24 protein-coding genes and 1 tRNA gene are annotated in these 21,955 nt (G+C 72.6%); 9 read left to right on the forward strand and 16 right to left on the reverse strand.

Annotated features, from left to right (window positions below):
- Window positions 1–24: 24 nt before the first annotated feature.
- Both ACIRVF_RS15670 and ACIRVF_RS15675 read right to left on the reverse strand, forming a co-directional pair.
- Window positions 25–246 (reverse strand): KTSC domain-containing protein, encoded by a 222-nt coding sequence (locus ACIRVF_RS15670; RefSeq protein ID WP_402817100.1) that lies wholly within the window; start codon window positions 244–246, stop codon window positions 25–27.
- A gap of 108 nt (window positions 247–354) precedes the next feature.
- Window positions 355–1,887 (reverse strand): MFS transporter, encoded by a 1,533-nt coding sequence (locus ACIRVF_RS15675; protein WP_402817519.1) that lies wholly within the window; start codon window positions 1,885–1,887, stop codon window positions 355–357.
- Window positions 1,888–1,930: 43 nt separating this feature from the next.
- Here ACIRVF_RS15675 and ACIRVF_RS15680 point away from each other — a divergent pair, with 43 nt between their 5' ends.
- Entirely contained in the window at window positions 1,931–2,899 is a 969-nt protein-coding gene (locus ACIRVF_RS15680; RefSeq protein WP_402817102.1) for a helix-turn-helix transcriptional regulator, read from the forward strand.
- Between the two features lie 115 nt (window positions 2,900–3,014).
- On the opposite strand, the gene ACIRVF_RS15685 is transcribed toward ACIRVF_RS15680, so the two are convergent.
- Window positions 3,015–3,533: a YbhB/YbcL family Raf kinase inhibitor-like protein gene (locus ACIRVF_RS15685; RefSeq protein WP_402817104.1), complete on the reverse strand. Its 519-nt coding sequence runs from the start codon at window positions 3,531–3,533 to the stop codon at window positions 3,015–3,017.
- 83 nt (window positions 3,534–3,616) lie between these two features.
- Here ACIRVF_RS15685 and ACIRVF_RS15690 point away from each other — a divergent pair, with 83 nt between their 5' ends.
- Together ACIRVF_RS15690 and ACIRVF_RS15695 are read left to right on the forward strand one after the other, a co-directional pair.
- Window positions 3,617–4,291 (forward strand): rhomboid family intramembrane serine protease, encoded by a 675-nt coding sequence (locus tag ACIRVF_RS15690; RefSeq protein WP_402817106.1) that lies wholly within the window; start codon window positions 3,617–3,619, stop codon window positions 4,289–4,291.
- Window positions 4,292–4,377: 86 nt separating this feature from the next.
- Window positions 4,378–5,544, forward strand: a complete 1,167-nt coding sequence (locus ACIRVF_RS15695; RefSeq protein ID WP_402817108.1) for a hypothetical protein — start codon at window positions 4,378–4,380, stop codon at window positions 5,542–5,544.
- 1 nt (window position 5,545) lies between these two features.
- Here ACIRVF_RS15695 and ACIRVF_RS15700 read toward each other — a convergent pair whose 3' ends face one another.
- Window positions 5,546–7,132 (reverse strand): helicase HerA-like domain-containing protein, encoded by a 1,587-nt coding sequence (locus tag ACIRVF_RS15700; protein ID WP_402817110.1) that lies wholly within the window; start codon window positions 7,130–7,132, stop codon window positions 5,546–5,548.
- Between the two features lie 181 nt (window positions 7,133–7,313).
- Between ACIRVF_RS15700 and ACIRVF_RS15705 the strand changes: the two genes are divergently transcribed.
- Together ACIRVF_RS15705 and ACIRVF_RS15710 are read left to right on the forward strand one after the other, a co-directional pair.
- Window positions 7,314–7,610 carry a type II toxin-antitoxin system VapB family antitoxin gene (locus ACIRVF_RS15705; protein WP_014136828.1) on the forward strand — a complete coding sequence of 99 codons (297 nt, stop codon included), beginning with the start codon at window positions 7,314–7,316 and terminating at the stop codon, window positions 7,608–7,610.
- Window positions 7,611–7,862: 252 nt separating this feature from the next.
- Window positions 7,863–8,543: a LytR C-terminal domain-containing protein gene (locus tag ACIRVF_RS15710; protein ID WP_402817521.1), complete on the forward strand. Its 681-nt coding sequence runs from the start codon at window positions 7,863–7,865 to the stop codon at window positions 8,541–8,543.
- Between the two features lie 82 nt (window positions 8,544–8,625).
- Here the strand turns inward: ACIRVF_RS15710 and upp are convergent, their stop codons facing one another.
- Window positions 8,626–9,261, reverse strand: a complete 636-nt coding sequence (upp, locus tag ACIRVF_RS15715) for a uracil phosphoribosyltransferase (protein ID WP_030278500.1) — start codon at window positions 9,259–9,261, stop codon at window positions 8,626–8,628.
- A 162-nt stretch (window positions 9,262–9,423) separates the two neighbouring features.
- Between upp and ACIRVF_RS15720 the strand changes: the two genes are divergently transcribed.
- From ACIRVF_RS15720 to ACIRVF_RS15735, 4 genes are all read left to right on the forward strand, one after another.
- Window positions 9,424–9,660: a hypothetical protein gene (locus ACIRVF_RS15720; RefSeq protein WP_402817112.1), complete on the forward strand. Its 237-nt coding sequence runs from the start codon at window positions 9,424–9,426 to the stop codon at window positions 9,658–9,660.
- Between the two features lie 291 nt (window positions 9,661–9,951).
- Entirely contained in the window at window positions 9,952–10,509 is a 558-nt protein-coding gene (locus ACIRVF_RS15725) for a tRNA adenosine deaminase-associated protein (protein WP_402817114.1), read from the forward strand.
- A gap of 50 nt (window positions 10,510–10,559) precedes the next feature.
- On the forward strand, window positions 10,560–11,087 hold the full coding sequence (gene tadA / locus ACIRVF_RS15730) for a tRNA adenosine(34) deaminase TadA (RefSeq protein WP_402817116.1): 528 nt from the start codon (window positions 10,560–10,562) through the stop codon (window positions 11,085–11,087).
- 68 nt (window positions 11,088–11,155) lie between these two features.
- Window positions 11,156–11,242 (forward strand) — tRNA-Ser (locus ACIRVF_RS15735).
- A 96-nt stretch (window positions 11,243–11,338) separates the two neighbouring features.
- Here ACIRVF_RS15735 and ACIRVF_RS15740 read toward each other — a convergent pair.
- The 11 genes from ACIRVF_RS15740 to ACIRVF_RS15790 all read right to left on the reverse strand — a co-directional run bounded on the left by ACIRVF_RS15740 (window position 11,339) and on the right by ACIRVF_RS15790 (window position 21,867).
- Window positions 11,339–11,737 (reverse strand): hypothetical protein, encoded by a 399-nt coding sequence (locus ACIRVF_RS15740; RefSeq protein WP_402817118.1) that lies wholly within the window; start codon window positions 11,735–11,737, stop codon window positions 11,339–11,341.
- A 70-nt stretch (window positions 11,738–11,807) separates the two neighbouring features.
- Window positions 11,808–13,031, reverse strand: a complete 1,224-nt coding sequence (locus ACIRVF_RS15745; protein ID WP_402817120.1) for a tyrosine-type recombinase/integrase — start codon at window positions 13,029–13,031, stop codon at window positions 11,808–11,810.
- A gap of 13 nt (window positions 13,032–13,044) precedes the next feature.
- Complete coding sequence (locus ACIRVF_RS15750; protein ID WP_402817122.1) at window positions 13,045–13,281, reverse strand: helix-turn-helix domain-containing protein; 237 nt, start codon at window positions 13,279–13,281, stop codon at window positions 13,045–13,047.
- A 314-nt stretch (window positions 13,282–13,595) separates the two neighbouring features.
- Complete coding sequence (locus ACIRVF_RS15755) at window positions 13,596–15,161, reverse strand: YfjI family protein (RefSeq protein WP_402817124.1); 1,566 nt, start codon at window positions 15,159–15,161, stop codon at window positions 13,596–13,598.
- Window positions 15,162–15,231: 70 nt separating this feature from the next.
- A complete protein-coding gene (locus ACIRVF_RS15760; protein WP_402817126.1) occupies window positions 15,232–16,170 on the reverse strand; it encodes a bifunctional DNA primase/polymerase in 939 nt (312 codons plus the stop codon).
- A gap of 73 nt (window positions 16,171–16,243) precedes the next feature.
- On the reverse strand, window positions 16,244–16,594 hold the full coding sequence (locus ACIRVF_RS15765; RefSeq protein WP_402817128.1) for a hypothetical protein: 351 nt from the start codon (window positions 16,592–16,594) through the stop codon (window positions 16,244–16,246).
- Entirely contained in the window at window positions 16,591–17,565 is a 975-nt protein-coding gene (locus ACIRVF_RS15770) for a hypothetical protein (protein ID WP_402817130.1), read from the reverse strand. Before ACIRVF_RS15770 ends, ACIRVF_RS15765 begins: the two co-directional genes overlap by 4 nt.
- Window positions 17,566–17,652: 87 nt before the next feature.
- On the reverse strand, window positions 17,653–17,931 hold the full coding sequence (locus tag ACIRVF_RS15775; protein WP_402817132.1) for a hypothetical protein: 279 nt from the start codon (window positions 17,929–17,931) through the stop codon (window positions 17,653–17,655).
- A 109-nt stretch (window positions 17,932–18,040) separates the two neighbouring features.
- Entirely contained in the window at window positions 18,041–18,694 is a 654-nt protein-coding gene (locus ACIRVF_RS15780; protein ID WP_402817134.1) for a hypothetical protein, read from the reverse strand.
- Between the two features lie 4 nt (window positions 18,695–18,698).
- The gene (locus ACIRVF_RS15785; RefSeq protein WP_402817136.1) at window positions 18,699–19,358 is read right to left on the reverse strand and encodes a hypothetical protein; all 660 of its coding nucleotides are present in this window, start codon (window positions 19,356–19,358) and stop codon (window positions 18,699–18,701) included.
- A gap of 250 nt (window positions 19,359–19,608) precedes the next feature.
- Window positions 19,609–21,867 (reverse strand): FtsK/SpoIIIE domain-containing protein, encoded by a 2,259-nt coding sequence (locus tag ACIRVF_RS15790; protein ID WP_402817138.1) that lies wholly within the window; start codon window positions 21,865–21,867, stop codon window positions 19,609–19,611.
- Between the last annotated feature and the right edge of the window lie 88 nt (window positions 21,868–21,955).

Here is a 21,955-nt window from a genome sequence, read left to right on the forward strand (position 1 = left end):
GCCACGGCCCCGGGACAGCAGCGGCTAGCCGCGCCCGGACACCAGGGCGTAGGCGTACCGCCCGCGGATCGACCGGACGAAGTACCGTCCGTGGCTCTCCGCCGCGAGCAGTTCCCGGTGCACCCGTGCCGGCACGCCCGCGTACCGGTACACCGGCCCGCCGGTGAACTCCAGCTCCAGCACCCGCGCCCGCGGGTCGTACCCGACCGAGCGCAGCACCGAGGAGTCCACCGCCGTACGGTCCATGACCCTCCCAGTGTGCGATGGGGGCCCCGGCCGCGCAGCGCGACCGAGGCCCTCACCCCGGAACCACCGACCCCCGAGCCGGTCCCGGGGAACCCGGAGCCGGACCCGTCACACCAGGACGGGCTCCCGCTGCTCCGCGCCGTCCGGGTCACCGGCCTCGGCCGCCACCCCGCGCTTGCGCGGCAGCGCGAACATCAGCAGGAACACCGCCAGCAGCACCCCCGCGACCCACCACATCGCGTGCACGAAGGCCCCGCCGAAGGCCGCCCCCAGCGCGTCCGGCGCGACCACGTCGTCCATCGCCCCGAAGAAGGCCACCGACACCAGCCCGAGCCCGAGCGCGTTGCCCACCTGCTGCACGGTGTTGATCAGGCCCGAGGCCGACCCGGCGTGGCGGCGCGGCACCTCGGACAGGATCGCGTCGGTGATCGGCGCGACGATCAGCCCCATCCCGAGGCCCATCACCACCAGCGGCAGGGCCATCTGCCAGGCCTCGATGCCCGTCCCGTACCGGTGCGCCTCCCCGATGTAGGTGAGCACGCCCACCGCCATGATCAGGGCGCCCGCCTGGAGCACCTTGCGCCCGAACCGCGGCACCAGCTTCTGCACCGAGATCCCGGCCGCCGTGGAGACCGCGAGCGAGAACGGGATGCCGGTGGCACCCGCCTTGAGCGGGCTCCAGCCGAGGCCGACCTGCATGTAGAGCGTCCAGACCAGGAAGAAGATGCCGAGCGCGACGCCGAAGGCCAGCTGGACGCAGATCCCGGCCGCGAAGCTCTTCACCCGGAACAGCGACAGTTCGACCAGCGGCGAGCCGTCCCGCCGCGTCTTGACCTTCTCGTACACCACGAAGAGCACGAACACCGGCAGGCTCCCGGCCATCGACAGGTAGCCCCAGAGCGGCCAGCCGGCCTCCCGGCCGTGGGTCAGCGGGTAGATCAGCATCAGCAGGCCGAGGCTGGCCAGCGCCACGCCGACCAGGTCCAGCTTGAGCGCGTGCTCGGCCCTGGACTCGTCGATGAAGCGGCGCCCGAGCAGCAGCCCGGCGATCCCGACCGGCAGGTTGATCAGGAAGATCGGCCGCCATTCGAGGCCCAGCAGGTCCCACTCGGTCAGCAGCGCGCCGATCATCGGGCCGGACACCGCGCCCAGCCCGACCACCGCGCCGAACATCCCGAAGACCTTGCCGCGCTCCTCCGCCGGGAAGGTCGCGTGGATGATGGACAGCACCTGCGGCACCATCAGGGCCGCCGTCCCGCCCTGCAGGATCCGCATCGCGACCAGCATCTCCGGGCCGGAGGCCAGTCCGCACAGCGCCGAGGCCAGCGTGAAGCCGCCGATGCCGAGCAGGAACAGCCGCTTGCGGCCGTGGATGTCACCGAGCCGCCCGCCGGTGATCAGACCGATCGCGAAGGCCAGCGCGTAGCCGCCGGTGACCCACTGGATGGCGCTGAAGGAGGCGCCGGTGTCCTGCTGGATGCTCGGGATGGCGATGTTGACGATGGTGACGTCCACCAGGTCCATGAAGGAGGCGACCATCACGATCGCCAGCGCGATCCACCTCCGCCGGTCGGCTCCCGCCGTACTCATGCCGTTCTCCTCACTCGTCCGCTGCTGCACGTCCGGAACGGTACGGGCCATGTAGGTCAGGTCCTGTCCCACTTGGTCCGGCATGCTGGAGGGCATGAGCGACACGCCGGCCCGGCTGCTGAACCTGCTGTCCCTGCTGCAGACCCCGCGCGAGTGGCCCGGCAGCGAACTCGCCGAGCGGCTCGGCGTCAGTCCGCGCACCATCCGCCGGGACATCGACCGGCTGCGCGACCTCGGCTACCCGGTGCAGGCCACCATGGGCGCGGTCGGCGGCTACCGGCTGGTCGCGGGCACCGCGATGCCGCCGCTGCTGCTGGACGACGAGGAGGCGGTGGCCATCGCGGTCGGCCTGCGGGCGGCCGCCGGGCACGCCGTGGTCGGCATCGAGGAGGCCTCGGTACGGGCGCTCGGCAAGCTGCTCCAGGTGCTGCCGGCCCGGCTGCGGCACCGGGTCGGCACCCTGAACACGGCCACCGTGCCGCTGCTCACCGGGGACGGCCCGACCGTCGACCCGGAGGCCCTGACCCTGCTCGCCGGCGCCGTCACCAACCACGAACGGCTGCGCTTCGCGTACCGGGCCCGCGACGGCGCCGAGACCAGGCGCAACGTCGAGCCCGAGCGGCTCGTCTCGACCGGCCGCCGCTGGTACCTGATCGGCTACGACCTGGACCGGGAGGACTGGCGGCTCTTCCGGGTCGACCGGATCACCGAACCGTTCGCCACCGGCGCCCGCTTCACCCCGCGACCGCTCCCGGCCGAGGACGCCGCCGTGTTCGTGGCGAGCCGGCTGCGCCGCCGATCACCGACCCACACCATGCTGGCCACCGTCCACCGCCCCGCCGCCGAGGTCGACGGCCGGATGCCCTGGACCGGCGACCACGAGATCGAACCGATCGACGACCACAGCTGCCGCCTGCGCTCCCGGGCCGACTCCCTCAAGTGGCTGGCGGCCGGACTGCTGATGCTGGACTGCGACTTCGAGGTGCACGAACCCCCGGAGCTGCGCGAGCAGCTGCGCACCATCGCGACCAGGGCCGACCGCGCGGCCGACCGGGAGAACTGAGCCGGGAGAACCGAGCCTGGAGAGCAGAGCCGGGAGAACCGCACCGGGAGGGTGGCGCCCGGAAGGTCGATTCGGGGCCCGCCGTGGACGACGGACCCCGACGTGAAGAGCGGACTCAGACCCCGTACTCGGCCGTCAGCAGCGCCCGCCCGAGGGTGTGGAAGGTGAGGTTGAAGCCGATCTGGGCGGCCGGGGTGTCGGCGGTGACGTCCAGCTTCTCCACGTCCAGCGCGTGCACCGCGAACACGTACCGGTGCGGGGCCCCGGGCGGCGGGGCGGCGCCGTCGTACTTGTTGTCCGGGAAGTCGTTGCGCCCGTGGAAGGAGGCCGCGCCCGGCAGGGCCTCGTCCGAGGAGCCGGCGCCGCGCGGCAGCTCGGCGGTGTCGGCGGGCAGGTTGAGGGCCAGCCAGTGCCACCATCCGGAGCCGGTCGGCGCGTCCGGGTCGTAGCAGGTGACGGCGATGCTCCGGGTGCCCTCCGGCAGGCCCGACCAGGCCAGGTGCGGCGAGAGGTTGCCGCCGCCGTGGATGAACTCCTGGCCCAGCGTGCCGCCTTCGGTGATGTCCCGGCTGCTCAGCTCGAAGGACGGCACCTGCGGCAGGAACTCGTACGGCAACGGCGGACGAACACTCATGGGGTGCACCTCTCACGGTCGGAATGACACTGATCACTGTAATGGGGTGCACGACCGATCCGGCCGCCCCTACAGTCGGCGTCATGGCCTCGAAACTCGCCCGGTTGCTCTCGGATTCCCGCCGCGCTCTGTTGACCGTGCTCGGCCTCCAGGCCGTCATCTGGTCCCTCCAGGTGGTCAACTGGCTGGACGACTACGACCTGTCCAAGGAGTACGGCCTGCGCCCGGAGCGGGTGGACGACCTGCCGGAGATGTTCACCATGCCGTTCCTGCACTTCAGTTGGGACCACATCATCTCCAACTCCTGGCCGCTGTTCGTGCTCGGCTTCCTGGCCGCCTACCGCGGCATGCGGAAGTTCCTGCTGGCCAGCCTGGTGATCACGGTGTCCGGCGGCCTCACCATCTGGCTGCTGGAGAGCTCGAACACCGTGACGGCCGGGGCGAGCGGCATGGTCTACGGCTACCTGGGCTACGTCGTGCTGCGCGGCGTCCTCGACCGGAACGTGCTGGACGCGGTGGTGGGCCTCGGCGTCGCCGCGGTCTACTGGACGAGCCTGATCGGCCTGCTGCCGGTCTCCCACGGGGTCAGCTGGCTGGGCCACCTCGGTGGACTGATCGGCGGACTGGCCGCCGCCTACCTGCTCCGCAACCCGGCGCAGCTCCGCGACCGGGAGCGACCGGAGCCGGTCCCCACGGCACCCGCCCCCACCGGCCCCAACGCCGCCCTGCTCAAAGAACTGGACGACCTGGGCCTGTGACCCGACCGGGGGCGTCAGGTATAGACCATTCCCGCCACTCCGGCTAGCGTGAACGCCGCACCCGCCCCCAGCTCCGGAGCCGCACCGTGGAGTCGTCCGTCCTCGCCTTCGCCACCGATCTGCTCGACGAGGGCGCCGACACCTTCTTCGGCAACCTCACCGACCGGGCCGGCGTCGGCGGCGTCACCCTGGCCGCCGTCTACCACGAGGCCCGCGACGTCTTCCCGCACAACCCCCGCCGGGTGATCCGCTACCTGGAGCCCGGCGCCGCCTACTTCCGCCCCGACCCGGCTCGCTGGGCGGGCCGCCGCCTCTCCCCCGCCCCGTCCGGCGCGATCGGCGAGCGCGACCCCTTCGCCGAGGCTGCCGCCGAGGCCGGCCGCCGCGGCCTCAAGCTGCACGCCTGGACGGTCTTCTGCCACAACGACCGGCTCGGCTTCGCCCACCCCGACTGCGCGCCGGCCAACGCCTTCGGCGACCGCCACCTCACCGAGCTCTGCCCGGCCCACCCCGAGGTCCGCGAGTACGCCCTGACCCTGGTCGACGAGCTCGCCCGGTACGGCGTGGACGCGATCCGCGCCGAGTCCCTGCACTTCCACGGCCTGCGCCACGGCTACCACCACGAGCGCTACTTCGAGGAACTGGGCCCGACCGCCGAGGCACTGCTCGGCGTCTGCTTCTGCCCGCACTGCCGCGCCGCCGCCACCCGCGCGGGCGTCCCCGCCGAGCCGGTCGCCGAGGCCGTCCGGACCGAACTGCGCCGCCGCCTGGCCGACCAGGAGGCCGCCGCCGAGCCCGCCGACCTGAGCGCCCTCGCCGACGGCGCCTTCGCCGCCTACGTGGACGCCTCCACCACCACCGTCACCTCGCTCGCCGCCGAACTCACCGAACGGGCCCGCCGGCACGGCATGCGGCTGAGCTTCATGGACGGCGGCGGCCCCGGCAGGGGCTGGCTGTCCGGCATCGACCTGCCCGCCCTCGCCGCGGCCACCGACCAGATCGAGACGCTCGGCTACGCCGGGACCGCGGAGGCCGTCCGGGAGAAGCTCGCCGCCTTCGCCCTGCACGGCGTCCGCCCGGAGCGGATGGCGGTGATCCTGCGCCCGATGGCCGCGGACTGCGACGGCCCGGAGAACCTCGCCGCCAAGATCGCCGTCCTGCGCGGACTCGGCGTCCCCGAGGTCGAGTTCTACCACTACGGCCTGATGCGGCTGTCCTCGCTCGACCGGATCGGCGCCGCCCTCGGGAGCTGACTCAGCGCCGCCGCTTGGACGTCCCGAACAGGCTGCGCGAGATCTCCTGCCCGAGCTGCCTCCCGGCCGAGCGGGCGAAGGACTTCACCGCCGGGTTGCTGAGCAGCGACCCCAGCAGCCCGCCCGCCCCCGCGGCCTCCTCCCGCCGGGGCCGTCCGGACGGCGCGGGCGGCTCGGAAGGCTCGGGCGGCCGGGCCGGGGCCGGCGGCTCCGCCGGCGTCGCCTCCGGCCGCGGCGCCCGCGCCGCCAGCTTCTCGTACGCCGACTCCCGGTCGATCGCTTCCCGGTAGCGCGCCGTCAACGGCGAGGCGTCCACGGCCGCCTGCAGCGCCCCGGCCTCGATCGGTCCCATCAGTGACTGCGGCGCCCGCAGCCTGGTCGCCGCGACCGGCGTCGGCGCGCCCTTCTCGGAGAGCACCGTCACCACGGCCTCGCCGGTCCCCAGCGAGGTGAGCACCGTGCCGAGGTCGTACGGGGACCGCGGGAAGGTCGAGACGGTGGCCTTGAGCGCCTTGGCGTCGTCCGGGGTGAAGGCGCGCAGCGCGTGCTGCACCCGGTTGCCCAGCTGGGCGAGCACGTCGCCCGGGACGTCCCGCGGGGTCTGGGTGACGAAGAAGATGCCCACCGCCTTGGAGCGGATCAGCCGCACGGTCTGGGTGATCGCCTCCAGGAAGGCCTTGGAGGCGCCCTTGAACAGCAGGTGCGCCTCGTCGAAGAAGAACACCAGCTTGGGCCGGTCCGGGTCCCCCACCTCCGGCAGCTCCTGGTACAGGTCGGCGAGCAGCCACATCAGGAAGGTGGAGAACAGCCGCGGCCGGTCCTGGAGGGCGGGCAGTTCCAGCACCGAGACCACGCCCCGGCCGTCCGGCGTGGTCCGCAGCAGCTCGGCGGTGTCGAACTCGGGCTCGCCGAAGAACGCCCCGGCGCCCTCGTTCTCCAGCAGGGTCAGCGTCCGCAGGATCACCCCGGCGGTGGCCGCGGAGAGGCCGCCGATGGTGCGCAGCTCCTCCTTGCCCTCGGGCGAGGTGAGGAAGCCGATCACGGCGGTGAGGTCCTTGAGGTCGTAGAGCTCCAGTCCCTTGCGGTCGGCGTAGTGGAAGACCAGGCTGAGCGAGGCCTCCTGGGTTTCGTTCAGTTCCAGCACCTTGGCCAGCAGCAGCGGGCCGAAGCTGGTGACGGTGGCCCGGATCGGAATGCCCGCGCCCTGCCCGCCGAGCGAGTAGAACTCCACCGGGCAGCCCTGCGGCGTCCACTGCTGCCCGACCTCGGCGGCCCGGCCGGCGGTGCGCTCGCTCGGTGCGCCGGGCGCGGCGATGCCGGAGACGTCCCCCTTGATGTCGGCGAGGAACACCGGCACGCCCTGGGCGGAGAGCTGTTCGGCGATCAGCTGGAGGGTCTTGGTCTTCCCGGTGCCGGTGGCCCCGGCGACCAGCCCGTGCCGGTTGAGCACCCCGAGCGGGACCCGCACCTGCGCGTCGGGGTAGGCGGTGCCGTCCAGCAGCACCGCCCCGAGGTCGAGGGCGGGGCCGGTGAAGGCGTACCCGTCGGCGATCTCCCGGACGGTCTGCGGGGTGGGGGCGGAGGACATCGGTGCACGCTCCTGGACGGGATCGGAGGCCGGAAGCGCGGCCTGAACCCGGCCGCGACCGGGCGATGTTCACGACATTTCCCATCAAACAGCCACAATCGCCCACCCGCAGCTCACAACCGTGCGCGTGGCGCCACCGCAGCTGCTGGGCCATCCGCCGTCCGAACGGTAGGCTTTCCGTGTGATCTTCAAGCGCATCGGCAATGGGCGGCCGTACCCGGATCACGGCCGGACGAGCACCCGCCAGTGGGCTGACGTCGCCCCACGTCCGGTGCGGCTCGACCAGCTGGTGACCACCAAGGGCCAACTCGACCTGGAAACCCTGCTGGCCGAGGACTCGACCTTCTACGGGGACCTCTTCGCCCACGTGGTGAAGTGGCGCGGCGACCTCTACCTGGAGGACGGGCTGCACCGGGCCGTACGGGCCGCGCTGCAGCAGCGCCAGGTGCTGCACGCCCGCGTCCTCGAAATGGACTGACGGCCGCACGTCGACTCCACCCGACCGCCCCCTCGCCACCCGGCGGAGGGCGGTCCGCGCGTACCCGGGTACCTCCTTTCGGGTACCGGGGTACTCCAGATGATGATCGTTTAGTACCTTCACAGCCCTCCGGCACTACGCTGCTGACTACGGCCGCGACCAGGGGATCCGCCCGCACCGGGAGGACGCCTCTGCCCGGTCCACCCGTCATCCCGACCCCACCCCGGCACGAGGGGGAGACAAACCGTGAGCATGTTGACTCCCCAAGGCCTCAAGGGGAAGCAGTACCGCGTCACCGGCAACGCCTACCCACGGCTGGGCCGGCCCCCGAAGAAGAGTCGCAAGGTGATCGCCGCGCTCGCGGCCCTGCTCGCCCTGGCCCTGATCGGCCTCGGCGGCGTGCAGCTGTACGACATCTTCCGAGGCAGGGCCGGGAACTCCTCCGCGCAGGCCTGCGCCAACCCGTCCGGCAAGCCGCTGGCCGCCCCGACCCCGGGCGCCACCCCCGGCGCCCCCGCGGCCTCCGGCACCCCGGCCGCCCCGGTGGACCCGCACGCCGTCCCCGCGCCCACGGCCGTCACGGTGAACGTCTACAACGCCACCACCAAGGCCGGCCTGGCCGGGCGGACCGCCGAGGAGCTCAAGAAGCGCGGCTTCGTCATCGGCAAGGTCGGCAACGCGCCCGCCGAGCTGGACAAGAAGGTGCCCGGCACCGCCCAGGTGATCGCCGGCCCGACCGGCGCCGCCGCCGGCACCCTGGTGAGCTCCCAGATCGCCGGGGCCACCGTCACCGCCGACGCCCGCACCGACGCCAGCGTGGACTTCGTGATCGGCGACAGCTACAACGCCCTGCTGGACGAGACCCAGGCGGCCGCCGCCCTCGCCCTGGCCACCAAGCCCTCCCCCACCCCGAGCGCCGGCGGCAGCTGCTGACCGCACGACAGCGAGAAGGACGGCAAGAACGGAGCCCCCGGCAGACGCAGCGCCGGGGGCTCTCGGACGTTCGGAAGGGGGATCAGCCGGCCGTGCCGTACAGCCGGTCGCCCGCGTCGCCCAGGCCGGGGACGATGTAGCCGTTCTCGTTCAGCCGCTCGTCCAGCGCGGCGGTGACCACGGTGACCGGCAGGTCGGCCAGTTCGCGCTTCATCACCTCGACGCCCTCCGGCGCGGCCAGCAGGACCACGGCGGTGACGTCGGTGGCGCCGCGCTCGATCAGCATCCTGATCGCCGCGACCAGGGTGCCGCCGGTGGCCAGCATCGGGTCGAGCACGTAGACCTGGCGGCCGGAGAGGTCGTCCGGCATCCGGGTGGCGTACGTGGAGGCCTCCAGGGTCTCCTCGTTGCGCACCATGCCGAGGAAGCCGACCTCGGCGGTCGGCAGCAGGCGGGTCATCCCGTCCAGCATGCCGAGACCGGCCCGCAGGATCGGCACGACCAGCGGGCGCGGGTAGCTGAGCCGGGTGCCGAGCGTGACCGCCACGGGGGTGGTGATCTCCACCTCGTCGGTGCGGACGTCCCGGGTGGCCTCGTAGGCGAGGAGGGTCACCAGCTCGTCGGTCAGGCGACGGAAGGTCGGCGAGTCGGTGCGCTCGTCGCGCAGGGTGGAGAGCTTGTGGGCGACCAGGGGGTGGTCGACGACGTGGAGACGCATGTACCGAGGTTAGCCCGGTCCTGGACGCCTGTACGACACGCCGTGCCAGGCCGCCCACCGGCCGCGGTCACCGGTCCGTGACACGCCGTGACGGAGGGCGAATGTCCGGACCGGACCGGTTCCTGTGGTATCAACCCGGCCGTTCTGGGAATGTCACGTCTTATGACGAGCAACCCGAAAGCCGGGGACGGCTCGGCGGACGAGCCCGTCGGCGGAGCGGCCCTTCGCGCCGGGCCGCCGCAGGACCCCCCGGAGACCGAGTCGGAGCGCCGCAGGCGGCGGGCCGTCTTCCTGCGTGAGCTCACCGAGGCCCGCGAGCTGAGGGAGCGGGTCCAGCCCCGGCGGACCAAGGAACGCCGGATGCGCGAGGCGATGCGGATGCGAACCTTCCGCATCTGACCCGGGCCCGGCCCGGTTCACCACCCCCGCGACCCGGCCCCGGCTCCGCCTCCCGGCGGTCCGACAGGCGTTCGGGCCAAATTTCGACCGGCTTCGGCGGGCGCCGGCCCGGCTCCGCCGTCCACCGCCCGGCCCTTCCGACACGACCTGCAAAGACGCGCTGCCGAACACCCCCCGCAAGGGCGGGCTTTCTGTCACGATTCCGATGGGACGGTCCGAACAAGCGGGCCGCCTCTGGCGCGGGGGCGGCCAGATTTTCGCGTCGCCCGAGCGCGCCGACAGCCGAGACCGATGATCTTGGGAGTGTCCCTGGTGGCGTACTTCGCTGCAGTGCTTGCTCGCACCGAGGACGGGTGGGATGTGAGCGAGACGGAGCTCGACGACGTCGAAACCCTGGCCGATCTGACCGATCTGGCCCGCGACTCCGCGCAGGACGACGACAGCGTCCTGATCTTCATCGAACAGGAGGACGCCTGGTTCGCCATCGTCCGGGTGGACGGTGAGGAGGACCCGCGGATCTTCGTGTCGGACGGCGCCGCCGCCGCCCGCAGCTCCTACGGCTCCGTCCTCACCGACGAGCTGGTCGACCAGGCCGGCGAGAGCGAGTTCGGCGACCTGGACCACCTGCTGGACGAGGAGGCCGAGGCCGAGGAGCAGGACGACGAGGACGCGGACGGCCGCGGCGGCGTCCCGGTCGGCCCGCTGGGCGACGCCCACCTGCTCACCGAGTTCGGCCTGGCCGCCGACGAGCTGCTCGCCCTCAGCGGCGAGGGCGCGGTGCCGGGCGACGCCCTGGAGGAGATCGCCGAGGCCCTGGGCTGCGGCGAGGTACTGGAGGCGGTCCGGTAGCGGCACCGGTCAGGCCGGTGTCCACCACCGGATGCCCGACACTGGATGCCATGCAGCCCGCCTCCGCTCCGCCGACCGTCCCGCACGTCCCCCCGCTGCCGGCTCCCGTCCGCCCCGACCCGGTCCGCGACCGCTGGGCGGCGCCGATGCGCCTCGCCATCGCCGAGGCCGCCCTGGCGCCGGCCACCGGGGACGTCCCGGTCGGGGCGCTCGTCCTGGGCCCGGACGGCGAGGTGCTCGGACGCGGCCACAACGAGCGCGAGGCGGTCGGCGACCCGACCGCGCACGCCGAGGTGGTCGCGATCCGGCAGGCCGCCGGCAGGACCGGGGAGTGGCGGCTCAGCGGCTGCACCCTGGTGGTGACCCTGGAGCCCTGCACGATGTGCGCCGGCGCCATCGTGCTGTCCCGGATCGACCGAGTGGTCTACGGCGCCCTCGACGAGAAGGCCGGCGCGGCCGGCTCGCTCTTCGACGTGATGCGCGACCGCCGGCTCAACCACCGGCCCGAGGTGATCTGGGGCGTGCTCGCCGAGGAGTGCGGCGAGCAGCTGCGCGCCTTCTTCGACACCCACCGCTGACCCCGCCCCGGGTCCGCCCGCGGACACGGATTTCGTGACCGCGCCACCCGTCCGGTAGAGTTCCCCTCGGTAGCGTGTCCGAGCGGCCAAAGGAGCACGCCTCGAAAGCGTGTGTGGGGGCAACTCCACCGTGGGTTCGAATCCCACCGCTACCGCTTTGAGCAGGAAAACGAAGGGCCCCGACTGGTGACAGTCGGGGCCCTTCGTCATGCCGGTCTCAGTTTCGGTCTCACTTGCCTGGTTTTGGTCGGCTACAGCTGACTGTCCACCCAGGCATCTTGCTCCTCCCAGAGGACGGAGACCTCGATCCCGCTCTTCTCGGCGGCCTCAAAGACGTCATCCACGCCGTACCGCTCCAGCAGCCACTGCCGCTCAAGCGGTTCACGCCGCTGGCGCTCCGCCTCCCGCGCGGCGGTACGGCGCTCTTCTTCCCGCCGCTTGTCGTCCGCCCAACCAGCCTCCCGCTCGACCACGCCGCGATCCTTTCGGGTAAGCGTGGCTGCGCAGTCCAAACCGACGAGTGAGCGGTGCCCAAGCGGCTTGCCGTCCCAACCCACCGTTTCCAGGACCACTGGCCGCTCAACCTGCGTCTGACACTCATCGCAAGCGGCCACGCGGTCGAAGGTCCCTCGGATGATGTACTTCGTCATGCCCGCCCCTGTGCCTGTTGTTGGTCGGCACAGTCTCGCGGAGCCTGTCGGCCTGGCGGGAGCGATTCACTCAATCGGTCGAGTCCTTGGCCACCTCCCAGATGAGGCCGCCGATCTGCTTCGCCACGTCGCGCCGGATTCGGGCCGTCACGTGCTGGTACCGGTGGGTCATGGCGGTGCTGGACCACCCCATGATCTGCATCACGATCCGCTCGGGGACGCCGAGCAGGAGCAGGATGGTCCCGGCGGTGTGACGAGCGTCATGCAGGCGCCCGTCCCGGATGCCGGCGGCGGCGAGCAGCTGCTTCCATCGGTCCCAGTCGGTGCGCGGGATGAGCGGGTGGCCGGTCTCCGAGGCGAAGACCCATCCGCCCTCCACCCACTCCTGACGGGCGGCCAGCCGCTCCCGGTCCTGCTCCTCCTTGTGGAGCTTCAACAGCTTCACGAGCTGATCCGGAAGGCCGATCAGCCGCTTACCTGCCCGAGACTTTGTGAGCGCCGCATCCGCGTTCATCCGGACCCGCTCCGGGCACCGGCCGGCGTGCTTCCGCCCGCACGGCTCCGAGCACCCGTGCTCGTACTTCGGTCGCTGCCGGGCCTGCCGGACGCGCAGAGTGCCCGCCTCCAGGTCGACGTCCCGCCACTGGAGCCCGAGCGCTTCCCCCTGCCGCAGGCCGAGTGCCAGCGCGATGGCCCACCGGCCGCTGTTCCGGTTCTTCCCGGCTTCCAGGAGGAGCGCCTGCACCTCCTCCACCTCGTACGGCTCAACCTCCTCTTCCTCGACCTTGGGGGCGACGGCCAGCGAGGCGACGTTGCGGGTGAGGTGCCCGCGCCGGATCGCCTGGTTGAGCGCCGTCCGGATGGTCCGGTGCGCCTGGTGCGCGGTGGCGGGCTTACTGCCGTTGGCCTGCATCTTCTTGTAGAGCCGTTCCAGATGCTCCGGCTCCAGCTTCTCCAGCCGATGGGCGCCGACCCCGGGAATCAGGTGAACGTTCACCGCCACCCGGTACCCGGCGAGGGTGTTCGGCCGGACGTGCAGCGCGGCGATGTTCTCCACCCAGTGAGTGAGCCACTCCGCCACGGTCCACTTCTTCCCGGCCTTCGGGACGTTGCCGTCGTCCCGCTTCCTCTCCAGTTCCCGGACCTTCTTGGTCACCTCCGCCCGGGTCTTCCCACGAACGTGGCGCCGGTCCGGCGTGCCGTCGTCCTTGACGCCAACGGTCACGCGGCCGTGCCACTTGCCGTCCTTGTCCTGGTAGATGCTGGAACCGCCGTTGGGCTGACGGGTCGCCAAGGGTGCTGCCTCCTCAGGCTGCGATGGGGTTGGTGGTGTGCTTCCGCATGCGGCTGCGGGTGAACTCGACAACGGCCTCGGCCGGCACACGCCGGGCCCGGCCGATGGGGATCGTCTCGATCTCGCCGTCGCGGATCAGGGCGTACATCGTGGTGCGGCCGATCATGAGTCGGCGGGCGGCCTCTTCGACGGTGAGGGCAACGAGCGTGGGGTCGTAGTCGGGGTGGTCCCCGAGGGCGGTGACGGTCACTACGGCTACTCCTTGGCGGAGGGGGTGAGCGGCACATTGCGGGCACGCGGGGCACTGGTGGGTGCCCTTTGAGGGCTGACAGAACCGCCAGAACTGACAGAACCTCTTCTCTGGGGCTTTGAGCTGGGGCTTTGTGGTTGGCGGGGTGGGTGACGGAACCGGTCGGAAACTCCGACAGAAACCCCTGCCTGGTCGGGCAAGTGGGTTGTGTCGGGGTTTGTGTCCGGTTCCGTCACCCGGGGCGGATCGGGTGTTCTCGCAGGTAGGAGCGGGTGGGGTGGGGTTGTGTCGGTTCTGTCGGTTGTGTCGGCGGGTCAGGTGGTGAGTCGGGTGAGCTGGGGGTGGGTCTGGTAGCGGGGGGACGGCGGACGTCCACCCCGGGAGGTACGCAGGGGCTGCGGTTCCTGCCGAATCCAGCCGTGGTCTTCGAGGAGGGCGAGGGCCGGGTCGAGGTCCGTGACGGCCGGAAAGGCGCCGCTGGGCATGGCGCGGAAGATCTCGCGTTTGGTGTGGCTGTCGGCGGGGTTGGCCTGGAGCCAGGCCAGGACGGTGCGGGCCTTGGCGAGGGCGGGGTCGGCGCCCATGGCGTCGAAGACGGTCAGGGCGTGGGCGGTGTAGTAGGCGCCGATGCGGGCGGCGGCGGTGAGGGTGTCGGCGCTGATGGGGGTGGCGTAGCCGTCGTGGGGGTGGTCGGCCAGGTGGAGCAGGCCGGCGATGCGGGCGACGGCGCCGTCGAGCTTGCTGGCCCATTCGGCGATGGGCCGCAGGGGCCCGCCCTTGCGGAGCTTGTGCTCGACCTGGGTGCGGTGCTGCAGCATGACGGCGGCAGCCTCGGGGCTGAGGGTGAGGACGGCGGGGTCGGTCCACTCGGCCATGGCCAGGGTGAGCGTGCGGATCTTCTCCGCGTAGGCGTCGGCGACCTCGTCCGGGACGGTGTCGGGTTCGAGGTTGCGGTAGCCGACCAGGGATTCGGGGACGGCGTAGAGGAAGCGGGCGAGCAGGCCGCGGCCGTCGAACCCGTTCACCTTGGCGATGTCCTCCAGGACGGACGGCTGGATGGCCAGGCCCATGGTGAGGGCGGGGGCTTCGATGAACTGGGCTTCGCGGCCCTGCCGGTTGACGCGGAGCATGTCGCCGGCGTGGCCCTGGAGGAAGACGTCCATGTTGGGCTTGCCGCTGTAGCGGCCCGCGATGATGTCGAAGATGCCGCCGCCCTCGGCGGACATCAGGGCCAGGCGCCCGCCCTGCTCGGCGAGCAGGGTGGCGGCGTTCTCGGCGGTGACGTCCTGGGCGATGAGCTGCGGGCGGACCGGGACGACGGCCTGTTCGGCGGCCTGGGCGAGGCTGATCGCGTCGGCGGTCAGCTTGTCCTGGTGGTCCGGGTCGGCGTTGGCGGCCTTCTGGGCGGCCTTCTCGGCGGCGGAGCGGGCGAGCTTGGCCGTGACCTCCGCCTCGGCGATCTGGGCGTTCGCCCGCTCCACCAAGGTCTTCTCGACCGCGAGGACAGGGGCGCTCATGAGGGCGACGACGGCGGACTTGCGGTTGCCGGGCGGCAGGGCGGTGACCAGGTACAGGTTCACCGGCTCGCGCCAGCGCCCGCGCACGGAGACGACCGCCCTTCCTCCACAGGCTGTGGACAGCGCGGCCAGCGCCATGCCGCCGGCCAGGTCGGCGGGGGTCTGGGTCTCCTCCGCCACGGCGTCGACCATGGCACCCAGCCACTTGGGCAGTGCGTCCGTGGGAAACGGTGGCAGGGCGCGGGCCTGGCCGAGCGGGATCGGCTCCTCCCACGCGGGCGGCTCGGCGGCGAGCCCGGCCGGGGCGGTGTCCTCCCAGCCCTCGGTGAACAGCGGCTCGGACGGCGGGACGGGGGCGTTCACTCGGCCCACCGCCTCGGGCGATCCCCCGAGGAGAAGCGCTTCTCCTTGGCACGGGACGGGTGACGGTTGCTCATGCGGCCCGCCCCATGGCTCCGGCGCCCCGGGCGAGGCCGTTGGCGATGGTGCGCCTGCACTCCGCCTCGCCAAGGCCCGCCCGCAGGCCGGCGGCCAGGAGGGCGTCGATGGCGTCCGCCTCGGGCAGCGCGCCGGAGGCGACCAGGCGGCCGAGGGCAGCGGCGGAGGCGAACAGCCGGTCGTTGCGCCCGCCCTCCCCGGTTTCCCGGACCTTTGCCGTCTCCCGGGACACAGCCGCATCCACATACGCTCCCAGGCGCCCGATCCGGGCCCGCACCGCCGACGCGTCCACCACCACGGCGGCCGGGACGCGCTTGGGAGCGAGCAGGCCGAGCAGCCACGCGGGCAGCGGGACCGGGGCGGTGTCGTTGACGACGGTGTAGGGGCGGTGGTTGACGGCGCTGCCGGGGGCGACGACGTAGCCGCCGTGGGCCCGGGTGTCGACCTTCCAGCCGAGACCCTGCCCCTTCTCCCCGCAGGTGTTCCGCAGAACCACGCCAGCTGGGGCGGCGAAGTACAGGTGGGCACCGCCCCGGCCGGTGCGGACCTCGAAGGTCTGCGGCCACGGCTCGCCGTGCTGCTCGCACAGCGCGGCCAGCACGTCCCGCCCGTCCGTGACGCCCTGCCCGGCCCAACGGGCGGGCGGCAGGTCCCGGCGGTGCTTGGGCACGTCCAGGTCGACCACCACCAGGCCGGAGGGCCCGCAGGCCAGGCCGATGTTGTACGGGGCCACCTGCCACGCCCGGCGAATCACGTCGGGGTCGGTGGTGGCGCGGCGCTCCCACCCGAGGTGCCCGCCGGTGCAGGCGCCGGTGCGGGGGCAGTCCTTTTCCCCGTGCAGCGCGGGGTACTTCGAGCCGGGGGTGAGCGGGAAGACCCGCCAGCTGCGTCCGGTGGCCGTCAGAGCGGCGGCCAGGAGGGGGTTACCGGTCAATGCGGCACATCCCTTCGTACGGGGCCCGGGACCGGACGGCAGGTCGTCCGATCCCGGGCAGCTCAGTGGAGGGTTAGAAGAGGGCGTCCGGCTCGGCGGCCGGAGCGCTGTCCTGCTCCGCCTTGCGGGCCTTGGTGCGGGTGGCGTCGTGGCAGGCGGGGCACCAGGCGGCCAGCGCCTGCATGGGCAGGGCGGTGATGCGGTGCGCGGGCAGCAGCAGGTTGGCCGGGTCGGCGGGGGCCGCGATGAGGCGGACTTGTCCGCCGCCGTGCTGGTGCTGGTAGCCGCCGTGGACGCGCTCGCACCTGCCGTCGGTCTTGGCGTGGTTCTTGCCGCAGGTGCCGGTGCACTGGCAGCGGGCGCCGGCGGTGTCGATGACGTGCTGCCAGGTCTTGGCACCGGCGAGGGGCGGGCGGGGGTTCATGCGGCTGCCTCGCCCTCGTCGTCGGTGCGGCAGGACCAGGGGGAGCACCCGGGGTGTTCCTGCTCGTCGTCCTCGGTGTTCTGGTCGCTGAGGGCGTCGAAGAGGTCGCCCTGCCGGTCGTTCCACTCGCTGCGGCTCACGCGGTCGATGGGGGCCTGGTCGAGGGGCAGGAGGCTGCGGTGGAGGTAGGGGGCGCCCTTGATGCCGCGCAGGGTGGCCTCCCTCAGCTGGCGATCGAAGTCGACGGCGTCGGCCCACTCGGCGGGGTGGTTGTCGCGCAGGTCCCGCCAGGCGGCGTTGCCGTGGAACGGGCAGCCGATGCAAGCGCTCTTGGGGGTGGTCTCCCAGCCGCGGTTGCGGAGGTAGCGCAGGCAGTCGGTGCGGGTCCAGCCGGTTCCGGCGCCGCTCGGAGCGGGCAGGTCGAGCAGGGGGAAGCTGTTGCGCAGGTATCGGACCATGGCGTCCTTGGCCCGCCAGAACTCGTCCCGGCTGATGCCGATGGCCTGGTCGACCACGACGCCCGCGGGGACGGGCCTGGGGTGCGGGTAGCCGAGCAGGTTGCGGATGGCGGCCTTGACGGGCTTGACCTTGTATTCGTCCGTGCACTGGCGTCGCACCACGGCGGCCTTGGCGCCGGTGCGGTCCGGGACGAAGACCGGCATCCGCACGAACGAGCCCGGGGCGATGGAGTCCTCACGCAGGTTGCCCGTGACGCGGCTGCTGCCCTCACTGGCCTCCGCCCTCACCCGCAGGATCGGGATGCCGGCGGGCTTGGCCACTTCCCGTTCCAGGCGGTCGAGGTGGGTGTAGACGGTGGCGGGCTCCCATCCGGTGTCCGCGAACACGGCGGCGTCGAAGCGGGGGATGCGGCCCTCGGCCGCCAGCAGGAGCAGCGCGGTGGACTGCACCCCCGCGCCGAGCGAGAGCACGCGCAGAACGGGCGGCTGGTGCGAGGTGACGGGGTCGGTCATGCTGGTGGTTCTCCTCATCTCGAATGAGCAGGGGAACCGGAGCGGCCGGGCTGTCCTTGGCCGGGAGTGCCGGCCGCTCCGGGAAGATCAGGCCTCGGGAAGCTCGTGGTGGTCGAGCCAGGCGAACGCCGAGGTGGTCTGAGCGCGGTAGTAGACCTCGATGGCCGCGCCCGCGACGCTGCCGGGGTGGACGCGCGGGTTGATGAGGCTGGCGTACAGGCGCGTGCCGTGGTGCACGCAGGCCTGGGCGGAGTCGCCGTGGCGGTCGAGGATGGTCACGGCATCGCGCGGGCCCTCGCAGGGACTGGCGTCGCCGAGGTGGGCAGCCTCACAGCGGGGCTGCGAGCCGGGGGTGGAGTCGGTCATGCTGGTGGTTCTCCTCATCTCGAATGAGCCGGGGAACCGGGGCGGCTGGGCTGTCCTTGGCCGGGAGTGCCGGCCGCTCCGGGCGAACGTGCGGCGGACGGACCGGGCGTCAGGTGCGGTCGCGCTCGCCGGTGCCGGAGCACAGGGAGCACGGCACGGTGAGGCCGTGAATGTTGCTCTTGAGGGTGAGCTGGCCCTTGCCCTTGCAGCTCGGGCACTTGCGGACCGTGGTGATGGGGGTGGGGTCGGCGGTGCCGGTGCGGGCCTGCCAGTCCGCGACGAACGCGGCGGCGGTGACCGGGCCGGTGGCCTTCTTCACGCCGTCCCATACGGCTTCTCCGGCGACGCGGGTGGCAACCTTGGCGGCGCGGCGGCCGAGGCGGAGCCTGCGCTTGGCGGCGGGTTTGACGAGCTTTCGCCAGGCCTGGTCGGCGGCGACGCGGATGTCGTCGGGACACCACTCGGGCACCAGCTCGCCGAAGTAGACGACGCCGTCGAAGACGCCGGAGGTGGTGGCGATGTCGTCGGCCTTCATACGGGTGGTGCGGGCCTGGTACATCGCCCACAGGAAGCGGTTGCTGACCTTCTCCTCGTCCCATCCATGGCCGGTGGGGCAGTTGGCCCACGCTTCCAGGGCGGGGAAGGGCAGCCGGCCGGTGGCCAGGGTGAGGTTCGTGTCGGCGGCGCAGGTGGGGCAGGTGAGCGGGAGGCCGTCGAGGAGGAGCGGGCCGGAGAAGCGCAGTTCGGTCTTCGGCAGGATCACGGGGTCACGCGGCCCGGGGTGTGTCGTGGGCGGGGGCGATCCGCGGGACGGCGGCGCTGGCGAGGATCTTGCCGGTGTCGATGGTGGCGGGGCCCAGGTTGTGGCGCTCCAGGATGGCGGCGGTGAGCTGGGCGGCGTAGGCGGTGGCCTCGCGGGCGACCTCGATGCGGGCCTGGGCGTCCACGGCGGCGATCTGGAGGTCGGTGCCGCGCTCCAGCGACCGCAGGGCGTAGGTGCGCTCGAACGCGGTCGTCTCGCGCTTGTCCTCGCGCCAGTAGCGGGCGGCGAGGGCGTAGACGGCGGCGGTGGCCAGGACCCACAGCAGCAGCGGGAGCGGGAGTTCGTCGCTGTAGGCGGCGACCCCGGCGAGGGCGAAGGCGCCCGTGCCGGTGAACGCGGTGGCGGTGATGATCTCGTGGCCGTGCTCGCTGGTGGCGGAGACGTATCCGGCCGCCGCGCTGCCGAGCGAGAGGGCGCCCATGAGGATGGCGTTGCCGATGGAGTGCTCGGCGCCGTTGGCGTTCCAGACGCGGGCGAGGATGAGCACGGTCGTGGTCGTCAGCCCGGGGGCGAGGCGCGGGCCGTTGTCGCGCAGCCACGTGCCGGCGGTGCGCGGGGCGGGCATCTGGCCAGGCACGGGGGCGTACTGGGGCATGGGGTTCATGACGGTGTGTGACCTCTCCGGGGTCAGGACGGATGACGGGGCGGGTCACTGCCGCTGCGGCGGGGCGCCGGGGATTGGGCCCGGCGGGCAGTGACCTGCGGGTCATCCGTCCTCGCGTTCTGGGGGTTCGTCGTCGCAGTCCAGGGGCGGTTTCGCATCCGTTCCGGCATCCGTCCCAAGGACGGATGGAAGCGTCCCGGGAACGGACGCCAGACGGAGCGGGAACAGGGGCTCGCACCCCCGTGGCTGGTTACTGCGCGTTGACCTCGACGGGTCCGCCGGCGGTGATCCGGTCAGCGACGGCGGCCATGTCCTCGGCCCAGTACATCGGCGCGGAGGCACCCGCCTTCTTGGCCCGGCCGCAGCCCCAGCGGGTCATCGCCATGCCGAAGGTGCGGCCGGTGAGCGGCTTGTCGCCGGTCGCCCACTCGGGGTGGGCGGTGAGGATCGCCTCGACCAGGGCGGTCGGGGTCATGGCCTCCTGCCCGACCTCGTCCATGGTGTCGATGGCGGCCTGGAGCCAGATCGGCAGGGCGATCGGCTCACGGGTGGGGTCGGCGGTGAGCAGGCCGGTCTTCTGCCCGGCGGCGTCGCCGGTGAGGGTGCCGGCCATCTCGCGCAGCTCGCGGCCGCGCTCGCAGATCCGGTTGGCGTCGGTGGCGTCGATCAGGTAGCCCCGGATCAGGTTTCCGATGCCGTCCTCGCGCACCAGCAGGGCCATGCCCTTGCGCGCCCCCAGCTCCTCGGCGCTGGCGTCGTAGCCCTTGCCGTAGGTGCCCGCTCCGAGGATGACCTCCGACGAGCGCCAGTCCATGACCTTGAGCGCGGCCCGGTAGGCGATCACGTCCCGCAGCGCCGGGGGCACGGTGTTGGCGTCCGGGCGCTGGGTGGCCAGCAGCAGGATGTAGCCGGTGGACGGGCCGACCTTGGCGATGTCGATCAGCAGCTCCAGGATGACCGGGCCCCACTTGGGGTCGTCCAGGTAGCGCTGGAGTTCGTCGATCTCGATGCAGGTGATCGGCATGTTGTGACGGTGGGACAGCTCGCGGGTGAGCTTGTCCTCCGGTACCTGCTCGTCGTCCAGCGAGTCCAGGAAGGCGTTGCGGCGGTTCATGTCCGCCTGCACCTCCCGCAGCGCGTCGACCAGCTCCTTGGCCTTGGCGGGCTCGGCACCGTTGATGTAGCGGTGGGCGATCCTCGCGAACGGCTTCCACGACCGGTCGCCCTTGCCGTTGGCCACGATGTGCCGCACGTGCGGGTCCAGCGCCATGCCCAGCGCCATGGTGCGCATGAAGAACGTCTTGCCCTGGCGCGGGATCGCGCCGACCAGCAGCGCGGCCCAGATCAGCGACAAAGCGACCTGCCTGCCCCGGGCGTCCACACCGACCGGGACCTTGTCCGTCCACACATCAAGCGCCTTGCGCCCGACCAGCGGGGAGCGCACCGGCGAGCCGCCGAACGGGTTCTCCTTCGCCACCCACAGCGACAGCCGCCCCGCGTGCCCGCTCTCCGTGCGCACGCGCTCCATGTGGACCTGGACCTCGTCCACGCCGAGCGCGGAGGCGATGTCCTCGCGCTTGCCGATCGCCGCCGACGCCTTCTTTCCGGCGGGCAGGTCGAGAACGACCTCCCACGCCTTCTTGCCGTCCGCGATCACCGGGGAGACCAGGCGCACGACCTCCCCGCCGGTGCCGTCCTTGCCGGGCTTGGCCAGCACCCCGGCGTCCCGGAACGCCCGGTTCAGACGGTCCTCGGACGGCGGGCCCTGCCGCTCCTCCCCGAACTCCGCCCGCTCCGGCGCCTGCTCGTCGGAGCGGCCGGCGGCGAACGCGGCGGCCATCCCGACCATCGCCATCCCCACCACGGTCACGGTCATCAGCCCGTACCAGGCCGCCACCGACAGCAGCACCAGCACCGCCCCGGCGCTGGCGGTGGTCCGCTTGGACTTGAACCGCAGCGGGATCTCCGTGCGGCGCTTGGCCCGCAGCGCGGCAACCAAGTCGTACTGCCCGGCCTCGCGGGCCTGCTTCGACAGGTGCGCGTACTCGGTCGCCATCAGGTACCCGTAGAGGGCGGCCAGGCCCTTCTTCGAGCCCCGAGCGACGCGACCGGCGGCGCGGGCCGCGTGCTCGGGTCCCCGGCGCACGGTGTGCACGCCGATGGTGTGGATGATCCGCTGGCGGTGGGCCCTGGCCCAGCCCAGCAGGGTGGCGCGGTCGCGCACCCACGCGGGGATGACCGGCTCGGTCTTCTCCCACAGCTCCGGCCCGGCGGCCGGCTCCTTGAGCGTGCCGGTCGTGGTGCCACGGGCGCCGGGCACGGTGGTGGAAGCCGCGGCTTCCATCAGGCGGGCCAGCTCCTCGCGGTCGATGGTGACCGTGGTCGCCTCCGTCGCGTACACCGAGTCCGCCTCCGGGGCGGTGGCGCCGGAGCGGGCGGCGCGGGCCTTGCTCAGGTCCACCACTCGCGCGCCGGGCGTGTGGTCGTTCAGGTTCTGCGGCTGGTTCACTGGGAGTCCTTCCTCACAGCGCAGTTGGTGAGAGGGGCCCGGGACGGCCGTCCTGGCCGGCAAGCTGTGCGGCCGTCCCGGGGTAGTG

Origin of the sequence: Kitasatospora sp. NPDC101157 (genome assembly GCF_044768255.1) — a bacterium.
In the GTDB taxonomy this organism is placed as follows: domain Bacteria; phylum Actinomycetota; class Actinomycetes; order Streptomycetales; family Streptomycetaceae; genus Kitasatospora.